Annotated in this window: 19 protein-coding genes; 4 read left to right on the top strand and 15 right to left on the bottom strand. The window is 68.2% G+C overall.

Going from position 1 to position 19,372, the window contains the following annotated elements:
- Nucleotides 1-20: 20 nt before the first annotated feature.
- Nucleotides 21-959, bottom strand: a complete 939-nt coding sequence (locus ON31_RS06185) for an oxygenase MpaB family protein (protein ID WP_039810208.1) — start codon at nucleotides 957-959, stop codon at nucleotides 21-23.
- A 107-nt stretch (nucleotides 960-1,066) separates the two neighbouring features.
- Between ON31_RS06185 and ON31_RS06180 the strand changes: the two genes are divergently transcribed.
- Nucleotides 1,067-1,702: a TetR/AcrR family transcriptional regulator gene (locus ON31_RS06180; protein ID WP_039810205.1), complete on the top strand. Its 636-nt coding sequence runs from the start codon at nucleotides 1,067-1,069 to the stop codon at nucleotides 1,700-1,702.
- Nucleotides 1,703-1,845: 143 nt separating this feature from the next.
- On the opposite strand, the gene ON31_RS06175 is transcribed toward ON31_RS06180, so the two are convergent.
- The 3 genes from ON31_RS06175 to ON31_RS06165 are packed head-to-tail and all read right to left on the bottom strand — an operon-like array spanning nucleotide 1,846 to nucleotide 3,916.
- The gene (locus ON31_RS06175) at nucleotides 1,846-2,568 is read right to left on the bottom strand and encodes a barstar family protein (RefSeq protein WP_081592258.1); all 723 of its coding nucleotides are present in this window, start codon (nucleotides 2,566-2,568) and stop codon (nucleotides 1,846-1,848) included.
- Nucleotides 2,568-3,104 (bottom strand): guanyl-specific ribonuclease, encoded by a 537-nt coding sequence (locus ON31_RS06170; protein ID WP_039810202.1) that lies wholly within the window; start codon nucleotides 3,102-3,104, stop codon nucleotides 2,568-2,570. The genes ON31_RS06175 and ON31_RS06170 overlap by 1 nt, the downstream gene beginning before the upstream one ends.
- The gene (locus tag ON31_RS06165) at nucleotides 3,101-3,916 is read right to left on the bottom strand and encodes an exodeoxyribonuclease III (RefSeq protein ID WP_039810296.1); all 816 of its coding nucleotides are present in this window, start codon (nucleotides 3,914-3,916) and stop codon (nucleotides 3,101-3,103) included. Before ON31_RS06165 ends, ON31_RS06170 begins: the two co-directional genes overlap by 4 nt.
- Nucleotides 3,917-3,979: 63 nt before the next feature.
- Between ON31_RS06165 and ephH the strand changes: the two genes are divergently transcribed.
- Nucleotides 3,980-4,840 (top strand): epoxide hydrolase EphH, encoded by an 861-nt coding sequence (ephH, locus tag ON31_RS06160; RefSeq protein WP_255222000.1) that lies wholly within the window; start codon nucleotides 3,980-3,982, stop codon nucleotides 4,838-4,840.
- A gap of 43 nt (nucleotides 4,841-4,883) precedes the next feature.
- Here the strand turns inward: ephH and ON31_RS06155 are convergent, their stop codons facing one another.
- The 7 genes from ON31_RS06155 to ON31_RS06125 all read right to left on the bottom strand — a co-directional run bounded on the left by ON31_RS06155 (nucleotide 4,884) and on the right by ON31_RS06125 (nucleotide 11,617).
- A complete protein-coding gene (locus tag ON31_RS06155) occupies nucleotides 4,884-5,720 on the bottom strand; it encodes an SDR family oxidoreductase (protein WP_039810199.1) in 837 nt (278 codons plus the stop codon).
- A 144-nt stretch (nucleotides 5,721-5,864) separates the two neighbouring features.
- On the bottom strand, nucleotides 5,865-6,740 hold the full coding sequence (locus ON31_RS06150) for an alpha/beta fold hydrolase (RefSeq protein WP_051036915.1): 876 nt from the start codon (nucleotides 6,738-6,740) through the stop codon (nucleotides 5,865-5,867).
- Between the two features lie 88 nt (nucleotides 6,741-6,828).
- Complete coding sequence (locus ON31_RS06145; protein ID WP_039810196.1) at nucleotides 6,829-8,091, bottom strand: acyl-CoA dehydrogenase family protein; 1,263 nt, start codon at nucleotides 8,089-8,091, stop codon at nucleotides 6,829-6,831.
- 45 nt (nucleotides 8,092-8,136) lie between these two features.
- Nucleotides 8,137-9,015 (bottom strand): SDR family oxidoreductase, encoded by an 879-nt coding sequence (locus tag ON31_RS06140; protein ID WP_039810193.1) that lies wholly within the window; start codon nucleotides 9,013-9,015, stop codon nucleotides 8,137-8,139.
- 14 nt (nucleotides 9,016-9,029) lie between these two features.
- A complete protein-coding gene (locus tag ON31_RS06135; RefSeq protein WP_039810190.1) occupies nucleotides 9,030-9,893 on the bottom strand; it encodes a MaoC/PaaZ C-terminal domain-containing protein in 864 nt (287 codons plus the stop codon).
- A 1-nt stretch (nucleotide 9,894) separates the two neighbouring features.
- Complete coding sequence (locus tag ON31_RS06130; protein ID WP_039810187.1) at nucleotides 9,895-10,332, bottom strand: type II toxin-antitoxin system Rv0910 family toxin; 438 nt, start codon at nucleotides 10,330-10,332, stop codon at nucleotides 9,895-9,897.
- Between the two features lie 79 nt (nucleotides 10,333-10,411).
- Nucleotides 10,412-11,617, bottom strand: a complete 1,206-nt coding sequence (locus tag ON31_RS06125) for a lipid-transfer protein (protein ID WP_039810183.1) — start codon at nucleotides 11,615-11,617, stop codon at nucleotides 10,412-10,414.
- Between the two features lie 335 nt (nucleotides 11,618-11,952).
- On the opposite strand from ON31_RS06125, the gene ON31_RS06120 reads away from it, so the two are divergent.
- Entirely contained in the window at nucleotides 11,953-13,605 is a 1,653-nt protein-coding gene (locus tag ON31_RS06120) for a purine-cytosine permease family protein (RefSeq protein WP_051036914.1), read from the top strand.
- Between the two features lie 83 nt (nucleotides 13,606-13,688).
- On the opposite strand, the gene ON31_RS06115 is transcribed toward ON31_RS06120, so the two are convergent.
- Complete coding sequence (locus ON31_RS06115) at nucleotides 13,689-14,333, bottom strand: TetR/AcrR family transcriptional regulator (RefSeq protein ID WP_039810180.1); 645 nt, start codon at nucleotides 14,331-14,333, stop codon at nucleotides 13,689-13,691.
- 272 nt (nucleotides 14,334-14,605) lie between these two features.
- Entirely contained in the window at nucleotides 14,606-15,790 is a 1,185-nt protein-coding gene (locus tag ON31_RS06110; protein ID WP_255222003.1) for an MFS transporter, read from the bottom strand.
- Between the two features lie 533 nt (nucleotides 15,791-16,323).
- Here ON31_RS06110 and ON31_RS06105 point away from each other — a divergent pair.
- Nucleotides 16,324-16,566 carry a hypothetical protein gene (locus tag ON31_RS06105; protein ID WP_039810177.1) on the top strand — a complete coding sequence of 81 codons (243 nt, stop codon included), beginning with the start codon at nucleotides 16,324-16,326 and terminating at the stop codon, nucleotides 16,564-16,566.
- Nucleotides 16,567-16,645: 79 nt separating this feature from the next.
- Here ON31_RS06105 and ON31_RS06100 read toward each other — a convergent pair whose 3' ends face one another.
- Nucleotides 16,646-17,653 (bottom strand): glycerophosphodiester phosphodiesterase family protein, encoded by a 1,008-nt coding sequence (locus ON31_RS06100; RefSeq protein WP_039810174.1) that lies wholly within the window; start codon nucleotides 17,651-17,653, stop codon nucleotides 16,646-16,648.
- 239 nt (nucleotides 17,654-17,892) lie between these two features.
- On the bottom strand, nucleotides 17,893-19,110 hold the full coding sequence (locus tag ON31_RS06095) for an NADP-dependent isocitrate dehydrogenase (protein ID WP_039810171.1): 1,218 nt from the start codon (nucleotides 19,108-19,110) through the stop codon (nucleotides 17,893-17,895).
- Nucleotides 19,111-19,372: the final 262 nt, after the last annotated feature.

The raw sequence follows: 19,372 nt of genomic DNA, 5'->3' as shown, positions 1-19,372 counted from the left end.
GCGGCTGCCCGCACCGCCCGTCAGGCGCCGAGCCGCGCCGCCAGCGGACGCGGATCCACCCCCGGCATGCTGGGCCGACCGGAGTTCACCAGCTGCTGTTCCCGGCGGGTGAGCAGGCGGTAGAGCGGATGGCTGGGACCGGAGAGCGGGCCGCGCAGCGGGGCGGGCACCAGCGGCGGGGCGATATGGGCGGTGCGGACGGCCCGGGCCAGGCCGCGGAAGGCGACCTCCTCGGGCAGGCCCCACCTCACCTCGTACATCTCCCGGATGCGGGGCGGCAGGCTGCCCTGCACGAGCAGCGAGAATCCCGACGCGGCCGACTGGAACGGCAGCGGCAGCGGGTAGGCGACCCGCTGCCCCATGAGATAGGAGCCGACCAGTTTGGCCTCGTCGGTGAGGTACAGCTCGTCGGAGGCCAGGTAGGCGTCGAAGGAGCGGCGGAACTCCCGGTAGTCGGCGGGGGCGGCCGAACGCGGCATGCCGAACAGTTCGCCCCAGCGCACGTAGTCCTGGTAGAGGCCCTCGCGCTCGGTCGCGGTCAGGCGGCGGACCAGCAGATCGTGCATGACCTCGGCGGAGTCGAAGGTGAACGCCATGGTCATGTACATCAGATGCGGATCGCGGGCGGAGTAGCGGGCTCCGGCCGGATGCTTGTCCCCCGCGGCCTCCGGCAGGCCGCCGCTCACCGGGGCGTGCCGCTTGCGGGTGAACGACAGCGCCCGGTCGGCCTCGGCCTTGCTGCCCAGGAAGACCGCCTCGAACAGACGTCCGGTCAGGGCGAGCCGGGTGTAGGGGGTGGTCCGGTGCTGGGTGTTCTCGGCGGTGCCGACGTACAGCAGCGGATTGACCGCGCCGATCACCAGCGCTCGCTGGCCGTAGGTGAGACCCACCGCCCGCTTGCGCATGACGCGGCGAATCATCGAATCGTCGGAGAAGTATCCGGGCTCGCGTGCGGGCATCGTTGCCTCCAGTCAGGGGACGCACGTCCATCTGGCAAGAGCATCCCCCAGAATCGCGATTCTGGCAAGGAGCCCTACCAAAAACGCGACCGTGCCAGAATCGATTCGTGACCGGGCAGCGAACCTACGGTGGCGTCTCCGCGGAACAACGACGCGCGGGACGCCGAGCGGCCCTGCTCGACGCCGCCCTGGACATCCTCGGCAGCGAGGGCCTGGAACGGCTCACCGTCGCCGGACTCTGCGCCCGCGCCGGACTCAACGAGCGCTACTACTACGAACAGTTCGACAGCCGCGACGCCGTACTCACCGCGCTGTTCGACGGCATCGCCGAGGAGTTGGCGGCGGCGGTGCTGCGCGCATTGCTCACCGCCCCCGGCGACACCCACGGCAAGGCGCACGCCGCCGTATCCGCCGGAATCGGCGTGCTCGCCGACGACCCACGCAAGACCCGGGTGGCGCTGCTGGTCAGCGCGGCCACCCCGGAACTGCGCTCCCGCACCCTGCACACCATCCGCACCTTCGCGAACCTGGTCGCCGCCGAGGGCATCGACTTCTACGGCCTCACCGAGGCCGACCCCGACCCGGCGATCGCCTTCCGCGCCACCTACCTGGTCGGCGGCCTGGTGCAGATCCTGGCCAGCTGGGCCGAAGGCGACCTCGCCATGACCCGCGACGAACTCATCGACCAGACCACCGACGTATTCGTGCTGCTGGCCGAGGACCTGGCGCAGCGCCTGCGCTGAACCTCGGTACGGCTCTCACGGCTCCGGCAACTCCACGGACAGGACACAGCACACGCCAACCCCGGCCAGGAACAGCAGGCGCGGGATTCGCTGCCGCATGCGATCCAGACCTCGGCGATGGCGCTACCCGGGTGCGCAGGAAGTCAGTCGTCGTCTCGCGTATCGAGTACCAGCGACACCATCGCGGAGCCGGTCGGCGCGGCACCCTGCAACACCACCCTGAAGACCACCCCGCGTCGTGCCCAGTAGTCCGCCGCATCGGTCATGGCGGATTCGAACCAGGACCACTGCCCGGGTTCGGCGGCGAGCAGTTCGTCCGCGTCGCGCACGGCGATCACGTAACCCCGCGCGGGGGCGAGGCAGTCGTCCAGGTCGCGCAGGCTGTCGTCGAAGGCGTCGAGGTTGCCGCCGAAGTAGTACGGGAACTGCAGTGCGGCGGCGAATTCGTCGAGCACACCGGCCACCGTGCGCATGCGGCGTCCCCGCACCTCGCGTGCGGTGTAGCCGTCCGGCACCGCGTAGCGGACACCGCCGAAGTCGGGGGCGCTCACATTCAGCGCGCCGAGCACGGGCGTTGGCGCTGCCGCGTCGCCTGTACGGGTCCGGTCGATCGGCCTCACCGGAGCGGTTGGACCCGGCTCGACCGCGCCTGTCCCCTCGGCCTTTTCGGCTCGCCCGGCCCCTGCCGCAGCCGATTCGGCCGCGCCCGACGCCCCGGCCGCGTCGCCGACCGACTCCGTCACACCCGGGTCGCGGGCAGAGTCGGCGGTCGAGTCGGTAACGCCCGACGTCGGGTCCGGGGCGGCCGATTCCGTCCGAGCGAAGTCGGCGGACAGGAAGCGGGACAGCGGGATCGGCCGGGGCATCAGCGCATCCTCGTGAAGGTGTCGTAGTGGTCGCCGGTGTAGTAGGCGGAGCCGTCGCTGCCGGTGACGATGCGTTCGGCGTCGCGGCCGCGGCCTCGCTGTTTGGGGTTGACGTCCCACTCCCGGTAGGTGATCGGAGCACCCGCGGCATCCTTGGTGGGGAGGGCTCGGGAGCGGTTGAAATACGTGTCGCCGCCGTGGGTTCCGGGGGCATTGGCGGAGTCCGGCCAGCGGCCCGCGTCGATCTCGACGAGGGTGCGGTAGGCGCGGTCGGGGACACCGGGGACGCGGCTCAGCGATGCCGCTGTCGACGGCGTGCCGCCGGTTCCGGTAGCGGGTCCGGGCTTCGGCGCGGTGGTCGCGGGCACCGCGTCGCGGTCGGCCGCGCTGGCCGAGGTGGCCGCGGGGCGAGTTCCGTTGGGCGAGCCCGCCTCTCGGTCGGAGTCGCCGCCGCGCGAGCCGAGCACCGCCACCGCCAGCGCCACCAGGGCGACTCCCAGCAGCAGCCAGGCGCGCAGCCGCGGCGAGATGGTCACCGGTACTGCACCGTGACGGGGGCGTGGTCGGACCAGCGCAGCGCGTAGGTCGGCGCCTTCTCCACCACCGCCTGCTTGGCCCGCCCGGAGATGTCACCGCGCGCCAGGTGGTAATCGATTCGCCAGCCAGCGTCATTGTCGTAGGCGCGGCCGCGGTAGGACCACCAGCTGTAGGGGCCGGGCACGCCCGGATGCAGTTCGCGCACCACGTCCACGTATCCGGCGGCCAGCATGCTCGACACCCAGGCCCGCTCCCCCGGCAGGAATCCCGCGTTCTTGACGTTGCCCTTCCAGTTCTTGATGTCGAGTTCGGTGTGGCCGATATTCCAGTCGCCGCAGATGACGAAATCGCCGGTGTGCGCGAGCATGCGGGCGCCCACCGCGTCCAGGAAGCGGTACTTCTCGTCCTGCATGGGCGTATCCGCCTCGCCGGTGTGGACGTACACGCTCGCCACGGTCACCTCATCGAAGTCGACCTCGATGTAGCGGCCGGTACCACCGAATTCGGTACTGGGAACCCAGGTTCCGTTGTCGTCGTGGCCGATGCCGACGCGCACCGCCCGCGGTTCCCGCCGCGACAGCACACCCACGCCCGCCCGACCCTTCACCCCCGGTTCGGCGTGGCTCAGGAACCATCCGGCGTCCAGGGCGGGAGCCAGCGCCTTACGCGTCTGCTCCTCGGTTGCTCGCGTCTCCTGCAGGCAGATGATGTCGGCCTCGGTGACGTTCAGCCACTCGAGCATCCCCTTCCCGGTCTTGCCGGTGGCCGCGCGGATCCCGTTGACGTTGATCGTTGAGATGATTGTCGCCACGGTACGACCGTACAATGCGGCTATCCCACTCTTCTCGTGGACATCGAGGTCCAGGAAGGGGTGATGACGATGACGTCAGGCACCACCCAGCCCACCACCCCGCTCGCGCCGATGAAGGCCCTCCACATGGGTTCCGGCGAACCGCTGCTCCTGCTGCACGGCTTCATGCTCTCCCCGCACTGCTGGGAGCAGGTGGCACAGCGGATGGCCGGCCACTGCGAGGTCTTCGCCCCCGCCTTCACCGGGCATTGGGGCGGACCGGATTTCGACGGCTGGTACCTGGACGTCAGCGCCCTGGCCGATCGGATCGAGGACCAGCTCGACGAGATGGGCTGGCGCTCCTGCCATATAGCCGGGAATTCGCTGGGCGGCTGGGTCGGTTTCGAACTGGCGCGGCGCGGCCGGGCCCGCACGCTCACCGCCATCGCTCCGGCGGGCGGCTGGCAAACCCCGTCCAGCCTGCAGATCCGGGTGGGTCTGAAATTCCTGTCCCTGGTGCCGGTGGTGGAGCTCGGCAAACGCCTGCCCGAGGTCGTCGCGTTCAGCACGCCGATCCGCCAGCTGGTCGCGGCCCTGCTCACCAAGAACTTCTCGGCCGCGCACCGGCGCGGTGTGGAGGCGGCCATCACCTCGGCCTTGAACTGCAAGGCCATGATCCCCATGCTGGTCAGCGGCCTGCGCGCGCCCTGCCTCGAGCATCTTGGCGATCTACCCACCCCGGTGCGCCTGCTGATGTGCGAGCACGACCACATCATCCCCAACCGGGTCTACGCCCGCCGCTTCCTGAAGGAGCTACCCGATACCGCGGACCGCATCATGATCCACGGCGTCGGCCACGTCCCCATGCTGGAAGCGCCGGACCGGATCGCGACCCTCATCGCCGAGCACGTCTACGCCAGCCGCACCCGCCTGCGCGCGGTGTGATCGCCGCCCCGAGCGGGTGCGTGGGCGGTGACCGCCGCCCGGGTCAGTTCTCGCCGCGGGCGCGCTGTTCGTAGGCGCGGCGCGCGTCCTGGTCGACCTCGTCGGTGAACACGTGCTCGAGCCCGAAGGCGCGGCCCAGGAACTCCTTGGCCGTGCGGGGCAGGAAGTACTGGAGGTGGACCAGTGCGCCCGCCACGCGGGTCACCGAGACCCGGTGGCGCGGTTTGGCGATGAGTCCGGCGACCGCGTCGGCGATATCCCGCGGCTCCGCGTTGCGCAATCCCTTCGCGCCCTGGGTACCGGCGATGAGTTCGGTATTGGTGAAGGTCGGAGCCACGGCGGAGAAGTGCACGCCGGAATCGCGATTCTCGAGCCGCAGCGCCTCGGTGAGCTGGAGTACCGCGGCCTTGCTGGCGCAGTAGGTGACCAGTCCCGGGGTCGGCGCTTCACCCGCCAGGGAGGCGATATTGATGATGTGGCCGCGCCCGCGCGGCAGCATGCGCTGAGCGGCGAGCTTGCTGCCCAGCACCACGCCGTACACATTGATGTCGAGAATGCGCCGGGTGACCCGGTCCGGTTCGTCCGCGAAGCGGCCCGCGGGCATGATCCCGGCGTTGTTGACCAGGACGTCGAGCGGGCCCAACCGCCGCTCGACCTCGTCCAGGAATGCGGTGAAGCTGTCGGGGTCGGTGACGTCGAGCGTGCCGTAGACCTCCAGGCCCAGGTCCGCACCCGACTCCTTCACCTTGGCCTCGTCCACATCACCGATGGCCACCAGGGCCCCGAGATCCCGGAGCGTGCGCGCGGTCGCGTACCCGATACCGCGCGCTCCTCCCGTAATCACCACGACCTTGCCCGCGATTGTCGCCGCCGTACTCATCTCGCCTCCAAGTCGGCATGAGGGAAACCGTCCGGCTCCATCCCCCACTCGGCCGGGAAATCGGCCGGATCACTGGTTCGATAATTCATCGCCCGCCGCTATCGCGCAGGCATTCGGACGAATCGTCCACACGGACTCGGGCGGTCATCCGGCGCGCTCCGCCGCGTGCGCCCGTTCCACCAGACCGAGCAGCAGGCGGGTCACGGTGTCGGGCTCGTCGAGTTGCGGGCAGTGCCCGGCGTGTGGCAGCACCACGAGTTCGCTGCCCGGCAGCAGGGCGTGCAGGGCGCGGCTGGCGGCGACCGGAATGATGCGGTCGCGTGCGCCGTGCACGATCAGCGCCGGACACGTCACCGCGAGATCGCCGTGGGTGAACCGGTTTTCGCGGGCGTAGCGTACCGCGTCACGGCCGCGCGCGGCGGCGGCCGCCATGGTCGGAACCGACCTGATGGCCGACTCGACGAAGGCCGGGTCGGGGCGCACCCCGGGCGCGTAGACGAATCGGGCGACACCGCGGCGCACGAACCAGTGCACCATCCGGTCCGGTACCGGCAGCGCGGCGGCCAGCTCAAACAGACGCGCGTACTCCCGCCACCGGGCCACCCGCGCCAGCCAGTGCCGGGCCAGAATCGGTTCGTCCAGGGTCATCACCCCGGCGACCCGGCCCGAACGGTCGCGTCCGGCGGCGCGCACCGCGGTGGCCGCGCCGAGCGAATTACCCACCAGCACAACGGGTCCGTGCGCCGTGACCAGCGCGTCGGCGAACACGTCGAACTGCGGACTCAACGGACCGGGCAGCCGGGTATCGGCCAGGCCGAAGCCCGGCAGATCCACCGCGACGGCCCGCCGCCCGGCCGCCGCCAGCCGCACCAGGACTCCGCGCCAGGTGTCGGCGCTGTCGCAGTAGCCGTGCAACAGCACGATGGTCGGCCCCGTCCCGCCGACCGCGAGTTCGCGGGTACGCACTCCGGCGTACTCGCGGGTGGATACCGTCACCGCACCGTGATCGGATGGCGTCATCGCCGGACTCCCTGCTGTCGCGCGGCAGCGCTGCCGCGTACCCACCGGAGCCGCCCGCCGCGCGCGGGCGACTCCGGACCGCCGCCCGCTACTGCGCGAGCAGCCCCTTGGCCACGTGGGTCACCTGAATCTCATTGCTACCGGCGTAGATCATGAGCGACTTGGCGTCCCGCGCCAACTGCTCCACCCGGTACTCGGTCATGTAGCCGTTGCCGCCGAACAGCTGCACCGCCTCCATGGCCACCTCGGTGGCGGCCTCCGATGCGTACAGTTTCATGGCCGAGGCTTCGGCGAGGGTGGGCTGCTTTCCGGCCCGGCCTCGCTCCAGCGCGCTGAACACCATGTTCTGCACATTGATTCGCGCCACCTCCATCTTGGCCAGCTTGAGCTGCACCAGCTGGAAGCGGCCGATCTCCTGGCCCCACAGCTTGCGGTTCTTGGCGTAATCGATACAGAGCCGGTGACATTCGTTGATGATGCCCAGCGCCATGAAGGCGACGCCGACCCGCTCGGCGGTGAAACTCGAACGGGCGCTGTCGCGTCCGTCGCCGCCCTTGTGCTCCTCGGTCTCGCCGAGCAGCCGATCCTTCGACAGCCGCACGTTGTCGAAGAACAGTTCGCCGGTGGGCGAGGAGTGCAGGCCCATCTTCTTGAACGGCTTGCCCTGGGTGAAGCCCTCCATGCCCTTGTCCAGCACGAAGGTCAACACCTTGCGATCCCGCTTCTCCGCACCGTCGCCCTCGTCGAGCTTGGCGTAGACCACCACCACATCGGCGTACGGGCCATTGGTGATGAAGGTCTTCTGCCCGTTGAGGATGTAGTCCTCACCGTCGCGCTTGACGTAGGTCTTCATGCCGCCGAAAGCGTCCGAACCCGAATCGGGTTCGGTGATCGCCCAGGCCGCGACCTTCTTCATGGTCACGATATCGGGCAGCCACCGCTCCTTCTGGGCGAGCGTGCCCCGCGACATGATGGTGGTGGCCCCGAGACCGATGGAGACGCCCATGGCGCTCACCAAACCCATGCAGACACCGGACAGTTCGCCGATGAGCACGGCCATCAGCGATTCCTGACCGCTGAACGGGCTGCCGCCGGACTCCTTCTTCGGCTTCTCCGGCAGCGGCTCCCCGGCGGCGAGCGCCTCCTCCCGCGCCCGCTGCTTGGCCAGCATCTTGGTGACCATCTCGCCGGTCATGACGTCGATGCCGAACTCGCTGAACAGCTTGCGAATCACCGGGTACGGCGACATCTCGCCGCTGTCCAGGGCGTCCAGGTTGGGACGGACCTCCTTGTCGATGAACGCGCGGACCGCGCCGCGGATCATCTCATCGGTCTCGGACCACTCGAACATCGTTGTTCTCCTCGATCTTTCGCCAGATCTATCGGGTCGGTAGGGTCAGGGCAGCCGGTTGGCGATATCGTCTACGGCCCACGGACCTTCGGTCTCGATGGTCTTCACGTCGTGCCAGCCCGCCAGCTCGGAGATGGCACCGCCCTGCACCGCGAACACCTTGCCGGTGATCGGGCACTTCTCGGTGGCCAGGTAGGCCACCAGCGGCGAGATGTTGGCGGGGCTGAAGGCGTCGAATCCACCCTCCTCCACCGCATCCGCCTCGGCCGCCATCATCGCGCCCATACCCGGGGTGGCCAGGGTGAGGCGGGTGCGGGCGATCGGGGCGATGGCGTTCACGCGCACGCCGTAGCGGGCCAGCTCGTCGGCGGCCACCAGGGTGAGCGCGGCGATACCCGCCTTGGCCGCACCGTAATTCGCCTGACCGGCGTTCGGCACCGTGGTGCCCGAGGCCGAGGCGGTGTTGATGACCGCGGCGGCGGGCTGGTTGCCCGCCTTGGACTGGTCCTTCCAGTACGCGGCGGCATGGCGCAGTACCGCGGCATGGCCCTTGAGATGGACGGCGATGACCGCGTCCCACTGCGATTCATCCATGCCCGCGATGAAGCTGTCGCGCAGGATGCCCGCGTTGTTGACCACGACATCGAGGCGGCCGAACTCCGAAACCGCCTGATCGACCAGATTTTTCGCGCCCTGCCAGTCGGCGACGCTGTCGGTGTTCGCTACCGCTCGCCCCCCTGCGGCGACGATCTCGTTCACGACCTCCTGTGCCGGGCCCGCATCGGAGCCCTCACCGGCATTGCTGCCGCCCAGATCGTTCACGACGACGGCCGCGCCCTCGCGGGCGAACAGCAGCGCGTGTTCCCGGCCGATGCCGCGACCGGCGCCGGTGATGACGGCCACCCGGCCCTCGAGTGCACCCATGGAAATCTTTCCTTTCAGTCGGCGACCACGGCCAGGCCGTCGGTCAGCACCAGGTCGTCACCGCGCGCGGTCACGAATGCGTAGGTGGTGAGCCCGTTCTCACTGTCGGCCTGCCAGATCCGGGTCTCCAGATCGTCATCGGGGAAGACCATCTTCGAGAAGCGCACCGCGAACCGCTTCAGCCGGTGCACATCCGAGCCCGCCACCGCGGTGAGCACACCCCACGACGACATGGCCATGGTGCACAGGCCGTGCGCGATGATGCCCGGCAGTCCGGCGTCCTTGGCGACCTGCTCGTCCAGGTGGATCGGCACCGGATCACCGGAGGCCGGTGCGTAGCGGTAGGTCTGGTCGGCGTCGACGTGCGCGGCGACCGTGGCCAGCGGCTCCCGCTCCGCCAGCGCCGGATCGAACTTGTGTGCCGGGGCGGTGTCGCCCACGCGCGGCCCGGCGTCGAGGTTGCGGAAGAACGCGGTCAGGTACTGCTCGTTGACCAGCTCGCCGTCCTCGGCGCGGCATTCGATGAGCACGGTGATGGTGGAGCCGTTGTCTCGGCCCTCGTAGCCGATGACCTTGGCGCGTGACGACAGCTTGTCACCGGGGCGGATGGGCCGATGGAAGTGGAAGTCCTGCTCGCCGTGCACGACCCGGCCGAAGACGTCCATCGGAACCACGTCGATGATCGGCACCATCATGGCGTCGAACACCGGCACGATCCCGAAGATCGGCGGCGCGACATCGCCGCTGCGATGCGCTTCGATGGGATCGTTGGTGGCGGCGGCATATTCGGCGATCCGCTCCCGCGTGACCTCGAAGGGCTCCTCGTCGCTCCAGACGTCGAGCCCTTTGGGGTCGAATTCGACTGCGGTACTCGGCATCTCAGGCCGCCGTGGCGAGGGTGTCGAGCTGCGCGAGAGTCTTGTCCAGCTGGGTCAGGCCGTCCTTCTCGACCGCCTTGCCGAGTGCGCCCTTGATGAGCGCGCCCTCGAAGTCACCGGAGACGGCGAACTTGGTGCCGTCGCCCTCGGCCGTGATGTCGAAGGTGAACTGCACCTTCACCCCGGCCATGCCGGTGCCGCTGAGCACCATCTTGTTGGGCGCCTCGACGCTCTCCACCACCCACTCGATCTTGTTCGCCATACCGAGCATGACGATCTTGGCGACCAGCTTGGCGCCGGGGGCCAGGGTGGCGGGCGGCTCCTCCATCCACCGCTCGTGGATGGAGAACCACTTGTCCCAGGTCTGCGGGTCGGAGACGACCGCCCACAGGGCGTCCGGGGTGGCGTTGAGGGTCTTGCTGGCTTCGATGTGGCCCATGATGAAACTCCTGTGCTGTTGCCCGCTCCCCCGGCGTTGCCGAGCGCGGGACCTGGGTGAAATGGGAAGGTCGGCTGCCTCAGCGCTCGGCGCGCTGGTAGGCGGTGACGACGGCCGCGCCGCCCAAGCCGATGTTGTGCTGGAGTGCGGCGGTCACGTTGTCCACCTGGCGCTTGTCGGCTGTGCCGCGCAGCTGCCAGGTCAGTTCCGAGCACTGCGCCAGACCGGTCGCGCCCAGCGGGTGCCCCTTGGAGATGAGCCCGCCGGAGGGGTTCACCACCCACTTGCCGCCGTAGGTGGTCTGGTTCGCGTCGATGAGCTTCCCGGCCTCGCCCTCGCCGCACAGGCCCAGGGCCTCGTACAGCAGTAGCTCATTGGCGGAGAAGCAGTCGTGCAGTTCGATGACCTGGAAGTCCTCCGGGCCCAGCCCGGCCTGGTCGTACACGCTGCGCGCGGCCTGGACGTTCATGTCGTAGCCGATGATGTTCTTGGCGGTGCCGTCGAAGGTGGAGGCGAAGTCGGTGGTCATGGCCTGCCCGACGATCTCCACCGCCTGTCCGGCGAGGCCGTGCTTGTCCACGAACGCCTCACTGGCCAGGATGACCGCGCCGGAACCGTCGGAGGTGGGCGAGCACTGGAGTTTGGTCAGCGGGTCGTAGATCATGCGCGCGCCCAGGATGTCGTCGAGCGAATACTCGTCCTGGAACTGCGAATACGGGTTGTTGACCGAGTGCTTGTGGTTCTTGTAGCCGATCTTGGCGAAGTGTTCGGCGGTGGTGCCGTACTGCTTCATATGCTCCCGCCCGGCCGCGCCGAACATCCACGGGGCCACCGGGAACAGCACCTCGGAGATCTCGGCGAGCGCGAGAATGTGCTTGCCCATGGGCTGTTCGCGGTCGTCCCAGGTGGACTCCAGCGACCCCGGCTTCATACGCTCGAAGCCCAGGGCAAGGGTGCAGTCCGCGAGACCGCCCCGAATCGCCTGCGCCGCAAGGTAGAGCGCTGTCGAACCGGTCGAGCAGTTGTTGTTCACATTGACGATCGGGATGCCGGTCATGCCGAGTTCGTAGACGGCGCGCTGGCCCGAGGTGGACTCGCCGTACACGTAGCCGACGTACGCCTGCTGCACTTCCCGATAGTCGATCCCGGCGTCCGCGAGAGCCTTGGTACCGGACTCCCGCGCCATATCGGGGTAATCCCAGTCGCTGCCGTCCTCGTTCTTGCGGCGGCCCGGCTTCTCGAACTTCGTCATGCCGACGCCGACGACGTAGACCCTGTTCGTCATCGAACTCCTCACATTCGCGATCCGTGCGGATCGAACTGGCCACAAACATACAGCTCTGTACGTAACTAGACAAGAGTCATCTGACCCAGCGAGGAATCCAGGACGAAAACAGCAGTTGAAACGCCGGATATCACACATACAGCCAGAGGTGTATGTGCACTGCTTCGCGGGCACACGCGTAGCCGATATGCCAGCCGATAGCCAAACTCTGTGATCCACGCCACCGGTGAGGATGACGTAACGGCCGCGTAATGGATCGGAAATTGCCCGTGCACATCCCTGTACGAAGTTCACATGGTTGCTGTGCACGCTGAGAGGTTTGACGGGAGTAGCACGTGGTCGATATCGATACCCGCGCGACCGATTCGGATGGAATAGCCGCCGCCAAGGAGACCTTGGAGGACTACACCCTCCGATTCGCCCCGCGCAGCTATCGCAAATGGAGTCCGGCGGTGGTCGGCGTCTCCGCCCTCGGCGGCATCGCCTACCTGGCCGACTTCGCCATCGGAGCGAATATCGGAATCGCGCACGGAACCGGAAACGCGCTGCTGGGCATCGGTATTTTCGCGATCGTGGTGATGCTCACCGGATTTCCGCTGGCCTACTACGCCGCGCGGTACAACCTCGATCTCGATCTCATCACGCGCGGTAGCGGATTCGGTTATTACGGCTCGATCGTGACGAATGTGGTGTTCGCGTCGTTCACCTTCATCTTCTTCGCGCTCGAGGGCTCCATCATGGCGCAGGGCCTGGAATTGGGCCTGGGCGTACCGCTCTGGCTGGGTTATCTGGTGTCCACGCTCATCATCTTCCCGCTGGTCATCTACGGCATGAACACGCTCGCGAAATTGCAGGTGTGGACGACGCCGCTGTGGTTGCTGCTGATGGTGCTGCCCTTCGGATTCCTGCTGGTGCGCCATCCGGATTCGGTGTCGGCGTTCTTCGCCTACGGCGGCGAGGACGGTGCGGGCGTGAGCCTGTCGGGCACCCTGCTGGCCGCGGGCGTCTGCCTGTCGCTCATCGCGCAGATCGCCGAGCAGATCGACTATCTGCGCTTCATGCCGCCGCGGACGCCGGAGAACGCGCGCCGCTGGTGGACGTGGATGCTGCTGGCCGGACCGGGCTGGGTGGTCTTCGGCGCGCTCAAGCAGGTGGTCGGCCTGTTCCTGGCGGTCTACCTGATCGCGAATCTGCCTGCCGCGCAGGGCATCGCGAATCAGCCGGTGCACCAGTTCCTGGAGATCTACAAGGATATGGTGCCGGGCTGGCTGGCCATGACCCTGGCGGTGGTGCTGGTGGTCATCTCGCAGATCAAGATCAACGTGACCAATGCCTACTCGGGCTCGCTGGCTTGGACCAACTCCTACACCCGGGTCACCAAGACCTACCCGGGCCGCCTGGTCTTCCTGGTGGTGAACCTGGCCATCGCGCTGGTGCTCATGGAAGCCAACATGTTCGACTTCCTGAACAACATCCTGGGCTTCTACGCCAACTGCGGTATCGCCTGGATCGTCACCGTGGCAACGGATATCGCGATCAACAAGTACGTGCTGAAGCTCTCGCCCAAGGTGCCGGAGTTCCGCCGCGGCATGCTCTACGACTTCAACCCGGTGGGCCTGGTGGGCTTCGGCCTCTCGACGGTGCTGTCCATCGCCACCTTCTTCGGCCTCTTCGGCGACCTGCTGAAGCCGTATTCGCCGCTGGTCGCCATCGTGGTCGCCTTCGTCGCGACGCCGGTCATGGCCCTCGCCACGAAGGGCCGGTACTACCTGCGCCGCGACGACGACGGCATCGACGCGCCGATGTTCGACGAGCACGGCAACCCATCGGGTGAAACGCTGCCGTGCGTGGTCACCGGCATGGAGTTCGAGCGGCCCGACATGATCGCCTCGGCGGTGCCGGGTCCGGAAGGCGAGATCCAGTACATCAGCTCACTGGCGCTGTCCACGGACAAGGCGGGCATCCACCTGCTACCGCGTCAGCACTGAGTTCGGTCGGGGCCGTCGCGGCCCGAAAGCGACCGCGGCCCGGCACCTTCGGGTGCCGGGCCGCGCCGTGCGACACAGCGGATCTAGTCGGTGAGCCGGATGCCCGGCAGTGCCACCTGGGCGGCGGTGCGCAGGTGTTCGGAGGCGCGCTGCCAGCGCCGGTGCGCGCGTTCGGTGCCCGGGTCCACGAAGCTGGAGACCAGGATGCCGCGCAGCGCGTCCATGGCCGTGTACACGAAATCGCGGGCGTCCTTGCGCTCCACCTCGTCCGGCACGTACCGGCTCAGCGCCATGAGCACCGCGTTGTTGACGAACGGCTCCACCTTGCGCACCTCGGCCGCCAACTCCGGATCGGTGCGCCCCGCCACCCACAGCTCCATGGCCGCGATGAACAGCGGCCCCTGATGCAGCTCCCACAGCGATTCCAGCACCGTGGCAATGGGATCCGGCCCCGACTTGATCTTCCCGAGCTCCTGCATGGCCGCCTCGGTCCGCCGCTGCGCCAGATGGTTCACCGCCGCGACCACCAGATCGTTCTTGGACCCGAAGTGGTGCACCTGCGCACCCCGCGTGACCCCGGCCCGCTCCGCCACCCGCGGCGTGGTGGTCCCCGCGTACCCGTACTCGACGAGGCAGTCGATGGTGGCGTCGAGTAACCTCGTCCGCATCTCACTACTGCGCTGCTCCTGCGTGCGGCGCGGCGGCTTCGAGACTGCGGAGCTGGTCATTCCGACGATTCTACACTTACATGCAGATCTGTACGTAACTGACCGCCGCGCGATCCGCCTTCCCCGCCACCGGCGGCCCGGCGCGACGACCTGCGATGATCACGCCGGACCCAGCACTCGAACCTGGTCCACCCCGACCACCCGCGATCGGTCAACAGTTCCGTCATACGACACACCGGCGCGGCGGCGTCCCGAGCGAGGCTGTCCCGGATGATCCGCGCGATCTCCGGGGGCATGGGTCACGACCAGCCCGTGATCGGCGTCGAGCCAGGTCATGGCGATGTCTGGGCGCGGCGGGCCAGCGCTACCGTCACCGCGAACAGCAGCACACCCAGCGTCGCCAATCCGGCTCCGACCGCAGCCGGCGCGGTGTAGCCCAAACCCGCCGCAATCACCACGCCGCCCAGCCAGGCTCCGGCGGCATTGGCGATATTCAGCGCGGCATGGTTCAGGGCGGCGGCCAGGGTTTGGGCTTCGTGGGCCACGTCCATGAGGCGGGTTTGCAGGGCCGGGGCCAGGGCCGCGCCCGAGGCGCCGACCAGGAAGGCGCCGAGGCCCGCGGTGACGGGGTTGTGAGCGGCCGCGATGAAGGCGGCGAGGATGACCACCATGGACAGCAGGGCGGCGAAGACGGCGCGGTTGACGCCGCGGTCGGTGAGGACGCCGCCGATGATATTGCCCGCGACCATGCCGAGGCCGAAGAGCATGAGCACGATGGGGACGAAGCCCAGGCGCATGCCCGCCACATCGGTGAGGGTGGTGGTGATGTAGGTGTAGACGGCGAACATGCCGCCGAAGCCGACCGCGCCGACCAGCAGCGTCAGCAACACCTGGGATTTGCCGAGCGCGCCGAGTTCGGTGCGCGGGTCGGTCATGCGAATGCCGGTGAGTTCCGGCACGAACCGCGCGATGGCGGCGACGGTGGCCACGCCGATCACGGCGACCACTACGTAGGCGTCCCGCCAGCCGAGGTGCTGGCCCATCCAGGTGGCGGCGGGAACGCCGACAACATTGGCGGCGCTCAAACCCAGCATAACCGCGGCAACCGCCTTGGCGCGCTGCCCCACCGGTGCGAGCGTCGCTGCCGCCAAGGAGGCCACACCGAAATACGCCCCGTGCGGCAGACCGGATACGAAGCGCGCCGCCACGAACGTCCCGAATGACGGTGCGAGCACCGACGCCGCATTGCCCAGCGTGAACGCCGCCATGAGCGCCATCAGCAAGCGCTTGCGCGGCACCCGCGCGCACAACGCCGCGATCACCGGAGCCCCGACCACCACACCCAGCGCGTACGCCGACACCGCATGACCCGCAGCGGGTTCGGAAACCTTCATGCCCCACGCGATATCCGGCAGCAAACCCATGGTGACGAATTCCGTGGTGCCGATGCCGAAACCGCCCAGCGCCAGCGCGAGCATGGCGGGGATATGCCAACCGCTCCCGGATGCCGCGGGCATATCCGCGCCGGGTTCGGGCCGGGCACGGCCGTCCGGTGCGCAGGCCCGCGCGTCACCGGCCGGTGTGGGCACGCCGGATGCCTGCGCGGGCACCGCGCTCACCTCGGTCGCGGTGGCGGGCGTCTGGGCGGCCATCCCGGATTCGGTCACAGTCCATGGCAACACCGCCGCGAACCCGACTGCCACCCGAAGCTCGGGTGATCTCGCTCACGGCCCGGTGCACATCACCACCGCCGATCGGAACATGTTGGCCCGCACAGGCTTCCGCTTAGCGCACGGCAGCCCCCCACGCCGCGTGATCCCACTCACGCAACGTCGCGGTTCCGGCCGGCATACGGCGGATATCGAGGCAACGCTGTTACGGATGGCGGCACACTCCCCCCACCACCGGGCAGACTTCCCGTCTCGACGATGCCGCACCGGACCGGAGAACTGGGGGCTCGCAAGCGCTGCCGCCCTCGTGCATTGTCGAAACTCCCTGAACCGCAAGCATTCACGGGAAACACGTTGCATTCGACCAGGAGGTATTGCGCATGAAGAACACTCTGCGGATCGGCATCGCGACCGCGGCCGTGGCCGCAGCACTCACCGCGACGACCGGCGGCGCCATGGCGGCGCCGCTGGAGTTGGAGCCGATGTCCACCGGCGACGCCCATTCGCCCGCGGCAGCTATCGACGGCGCCGTCGGCACGGGCAGCAGTGATCTGCTTGCGGTGCCGTTCTCGTTGATCCACACCCTCAGCGGCCCCCCTTGCGGGAACCCGATGTTCTGCTGATCACCGACCGCCGCGATGGTTCCGGCCGGGACGGTGGTCCCGGCCGCCATCGTTCGCCGCGGCGCGCTGTTCACGTGCGTCAGCGCAGCAGCGGCGCGACGACATCCACCCGGTTCGTCCACACCAGGCCGGTGAACCCGTCCGGAATCCGCTCCAGCGATTCCGGCGTGTCGAATCCCTCGGAGAATCCGCCGTCCCCGGCGACCAGCACCACGCGGGCGTCGGTGGCGGCCATCCGCTCCACGAACCGGTCGGGCCAGCCCCACAGGAAGCGGGTGTAGCCCTCGGGAATGTGCAGCTGGGTATTGCGGCAGGTGGCGGGGGCGGTGCCGGTCCAGCCGATGGCGGCGTACGCGCCGAGGCATTCCAGCATGATCTGCTTGGACATCACCCGCACCGCGGGCAGCGCCGCCCGGAGGGCCGCGATCGGCTTGTCACCGCCGTACACGGTGAGCGCGTTCAGTCGTTCGGCCGGTTCGGCGGCCAGCCGGGCGGCCAGGGCCTCACCTTCGGCCGGGTCATTGCTCTTGATGTGGATCAACAGCGACCGGGTGGGGAAGGCGGTCAGCACCTCCTCCAAGGTGGGCATGAGCCCGACGCCCTTACCTCGGAACGGATAGGTCTTGCCGCCGTCGGCGGTGTAGCCGTAGCCGATGTCGAGGCCGCGCAGTTCCGCCATGGTGTGGTCGCGGGTGGTGCCGGTGCCGTCGGTGCGGCAGTCCAGTTCCCAGTCGTGGAAGACGGCGAACTGGTCGTCGGCGGTCCAGTGCACGTCGAATTCGACCTGGTCGGCTCCGGCGTCGAAGGCGGCCCGCATCCCGGAGATCGTGTTCTCCAGATATCCGTGCTCGGGCGAGTGGATGCGCTCGGCGGTGCAGGTGTCGGCCTCGATCCCGTCCGGATCGAAGGTCTGACCCAGACCGCGATGTGCGAGCACCAGCGGCCCGGCCTCGGAATCGGCGGCGGCCGGAGCCGGATCGATGCAGCCGAATCCGGCGAGCAGCAGGGCGACCAGGAGCGGGACCGCCCAGCGGCGCTGCCGTCGACCGGATCCGAGGGAACGCGAAAGGCGTTGTGTCGCAGACATCGTCCTGCATCCTGACATGTCCACCGCGATTCGGGTAGACGCGTCCGTAAAACAGTTCGGGCACCCGCTCCACCGGTGAGTGGGGGCAGGTGCCCGGCATGTGTCGCGGCGATGGCTCCGGCCGGGACGGTGGTCCCGGCCGCCATCGTTCGCCGCGGCGCGCTGTTCACGTGCGTCAGCGCTGTGCCCATCCGCGCAACGCGGAGGAGCGGGTCGGGCGTGGGTACGCCCGGGATTGCTCAGCGCAGTTCGCGCGCCAGGTTGGCGTCCAGCACACCGAGGAATTCCTCGGTGGTCAGGTAGCCCTGATCCCCGCCGACCAGCAGCGCGAGGTCCTTGGTCATCTGGCCGTCCTCGACGGTCTTGATGACGACGTCCTCGAGGGCCTGGGCGAAGCCGATGACCTCGGGGGTGTTGTCCAGCTTGCCGCGGTGGGCCAGGCCACGGGTCCACGCGAAGATCGAGGCGATCGGGTTGGTGGAGGTGGGCTTGCCCTGCTGGTGCTGGCGGTAGTGCCGGGTGACGGTGCCGTGCGCGGCCTCCGCCTCACAGGTCCTGCCGTCCGGGGTGAGCAGCACCGAGGTCATCAGACCCAGCGAGCCGAAGCCCTGCGCCACGGTGTCGGACTGCACGTCGCCGTCGTAGTTCTTGCAGGCCCAGACGTAGCCGCCCTCCCACTTCAGCGCGGAGGCGACCATATCGTCGATGAGGCGGTGCTCGTAGGTGAGACCGGCCGCGTCGAACTCCTCCTTGAACTCGGTCTCGTACACCTCCTGGAAGGTGTCCTTGAACATGCCGTCGTACGCCTTGAGGATGGTGTTCTTGGTCGACATGTACACCGGGTAGTTCTGCTGCAGGCCGTAGTTCAGCGAGGCCCGCGCGAAGTCCCGGATGGACTCCTGGAAGTTGTACATGCCCATGATGACGCCGCCGTCCTCGGGCATCTTCACGACCTCGTGGACGATCGGCTCGGAGCCGTCCTCCGGGGTGAAGGTGAGGGTGACGGTGCCCGCCTGGTGCACCTTGAAGTCGGTGGCGCGGTACTGGTCACCGAAGGCGTGGCGGCCGATGATGATCGGCTTGGTCCAGCCCGGAACCAGGCGCGGGACGTTGGAGATGATGATCGGCGCGCGGAAGATGGTGCCGCCGAGGATGTTGCGGATGGTGCCGTTGGGCGACCGCCACATCTTCTTCAGACCGAATTCCTTGACGCGGGCCTCATCGGGGGTGATCGTCGCGCACTTGACGCCGACGCCGTGCTTCTTGATGGCGTTGGCCGCGTCGATCGTGACCTGATCGTCGGTCTTGTCGCGGTACTCGATGCCGAGGTCGTAGTACTCGAGGTTCACATCGAGATACGGATTGATCAGCTTGTCTTTGATGAACTGCCAGATAATCCGGGTCATCTCATCGCCGTCGAGCTCGACGACGGTGCCTTCAACCTTGATCTTGGACATGGATCTTCGTGTCCTCCTAGGAAGGTGGTGCTCCCATTGCACGGCCGGTGAGCACCGCTTGTAGCGGACCCCAGCTGTTCAACAGACAACGTATACGCATGGCGCGCGGCACGGGGCCTGTGGTGCCAGGTCCACGTACGCTGTGGCGTCAAGCAAGACAAGCGTACTGCTGCTATGAACCTCACCGCGCGGTTGCCCCCCGCTGTGCGGGAACAGCGGAGGGCTACTCGCAAGTAGGAAACACGCGGCCTATGAGTCGAGG

The sequence above is a fragment of the Nocardia otitidiscaviarum NBRC 14405 genome, assembly GCF_000308635.1.
Lineage (GTDB): Bacteria > Actinomycetota > Actinomycetes > Mycobacteriales > Mycobacteriaceae > Nocardia > Nocardia otitidiscaviarum.
Note: the sequence above shows the minus strand (reverse complement) of the source record. Positions and strands in the feature narration are given on the sequence as shown.

Excerpts from the sequence above, each read along its gene's own strand:
- ON31_RS06125 (WP_039810183.1), bottom strand. The coding sequence starts at position 11,617 with ATGACGAACAGGGTCTACGTCGTCGGCGTCGGCATGACGAAGTTCGAG.
- ON31_RS06150 (WP_051036915.1), bottom strand. The coding sequence starts at position 6,740 with ATGACGCCATCCGATCACGGTGCGGTGACGGTATCCACCCGCGAGTAC.
- ON31_RS06145 (WP_039810196.1), bottom strand. The coding sequence starts at position 8,091 with ATGTTCGAGTGGTCCGAGACCGATGAGATGATCCGCGGCGCGGTCCGC.
- ON31_RS06175 (WP_081592258.1), bottom strand. The coding sequence starts at position 2,568 with ATGCCCCGGCCGATCCCGCTGTCCCGCTTCCTGTCCGCCGACTTCGCT.
- ON31_RS06155 (WP_039810199.1), bottom strand. The coding sequence starts at position 5,720 with ATGAGTACGGCGGCGACAATCGCGGGCAAGGTCGTGGTGATTACGGGA.
- ON31_RS06095 (WP_039810171.1), bottom strand. The coding sequence starts at position 19,110 with ATGTCCAAGATCAAGGTTGAAGGCACCGTCGTCGAGCTCGACGGCGAT.
- ON31_RS06130 (WP_039810187.1), bottom strand. The coding sequence starts at position 10,332 with ATGGGCCACATCGAAGCCAGCAAGACCCTCAACGCCACCCCGGACGCC.
- ON31_RS06140 (WP_039810193.1), bottom strand. The coding sequence starts at position 9,015 with ATGGGTGCACTCGAGGGCCGGGTGGCCGTCATCACCGGCGCCGGTCGC.
- ON31_RS06185 (WP_039810208.1), bottom strand. The coding sequence starts at position 959 with ATGCCCGCACGCGAGCCCGGATACTTCTCCGACGATTCGATGATTCGC.
- ON31_RS06115 (WP_039810180.1), bottom strand. The coding sequence starts at position 14,333 with ATGACCAGCTCCGCAGTCTCGAAGCCGCCGCGCCGCACGCAGGAGCAG.
- ON31_RS06135 (WP_039810190.1), bottom strand. The coding sequence starts at position 9,893 with ATGCCGAGTACCGCAGTCGAATTCGACCCCAAAGGGCTCGACGTCTGG.
- ephH (WP_255222000.1), top strand. The coding sequence starts at position 3,980 with ATGACGATGACGTCAGGCACCACCCAGCCCACCACCCCGCTCGCGCCG.
- ON31_RS06105 (WP_039810177.1), top strand. The coding sequence starts at position 16,324 with ATGAAGAACACTCTGCGGATCGGCATCGCGACCGCGGCCGTGGCCGCA.
- ON31_RS06110 (WP_255222003.1), bottom strand. The coding sequence starts at position 15,790 with ATGCCCGCGGCATCCGGGAGCGGTTGGCATATCCCCGCCATGCTCGCG.
- ON31_RS06100 (WP_039810174.1), bottom strand. The coding sequence starts at position 17,653 with ATGTCTGCGACACAACGCCTTTCGCGTTCCCTCGGATCCGGTCGACGG.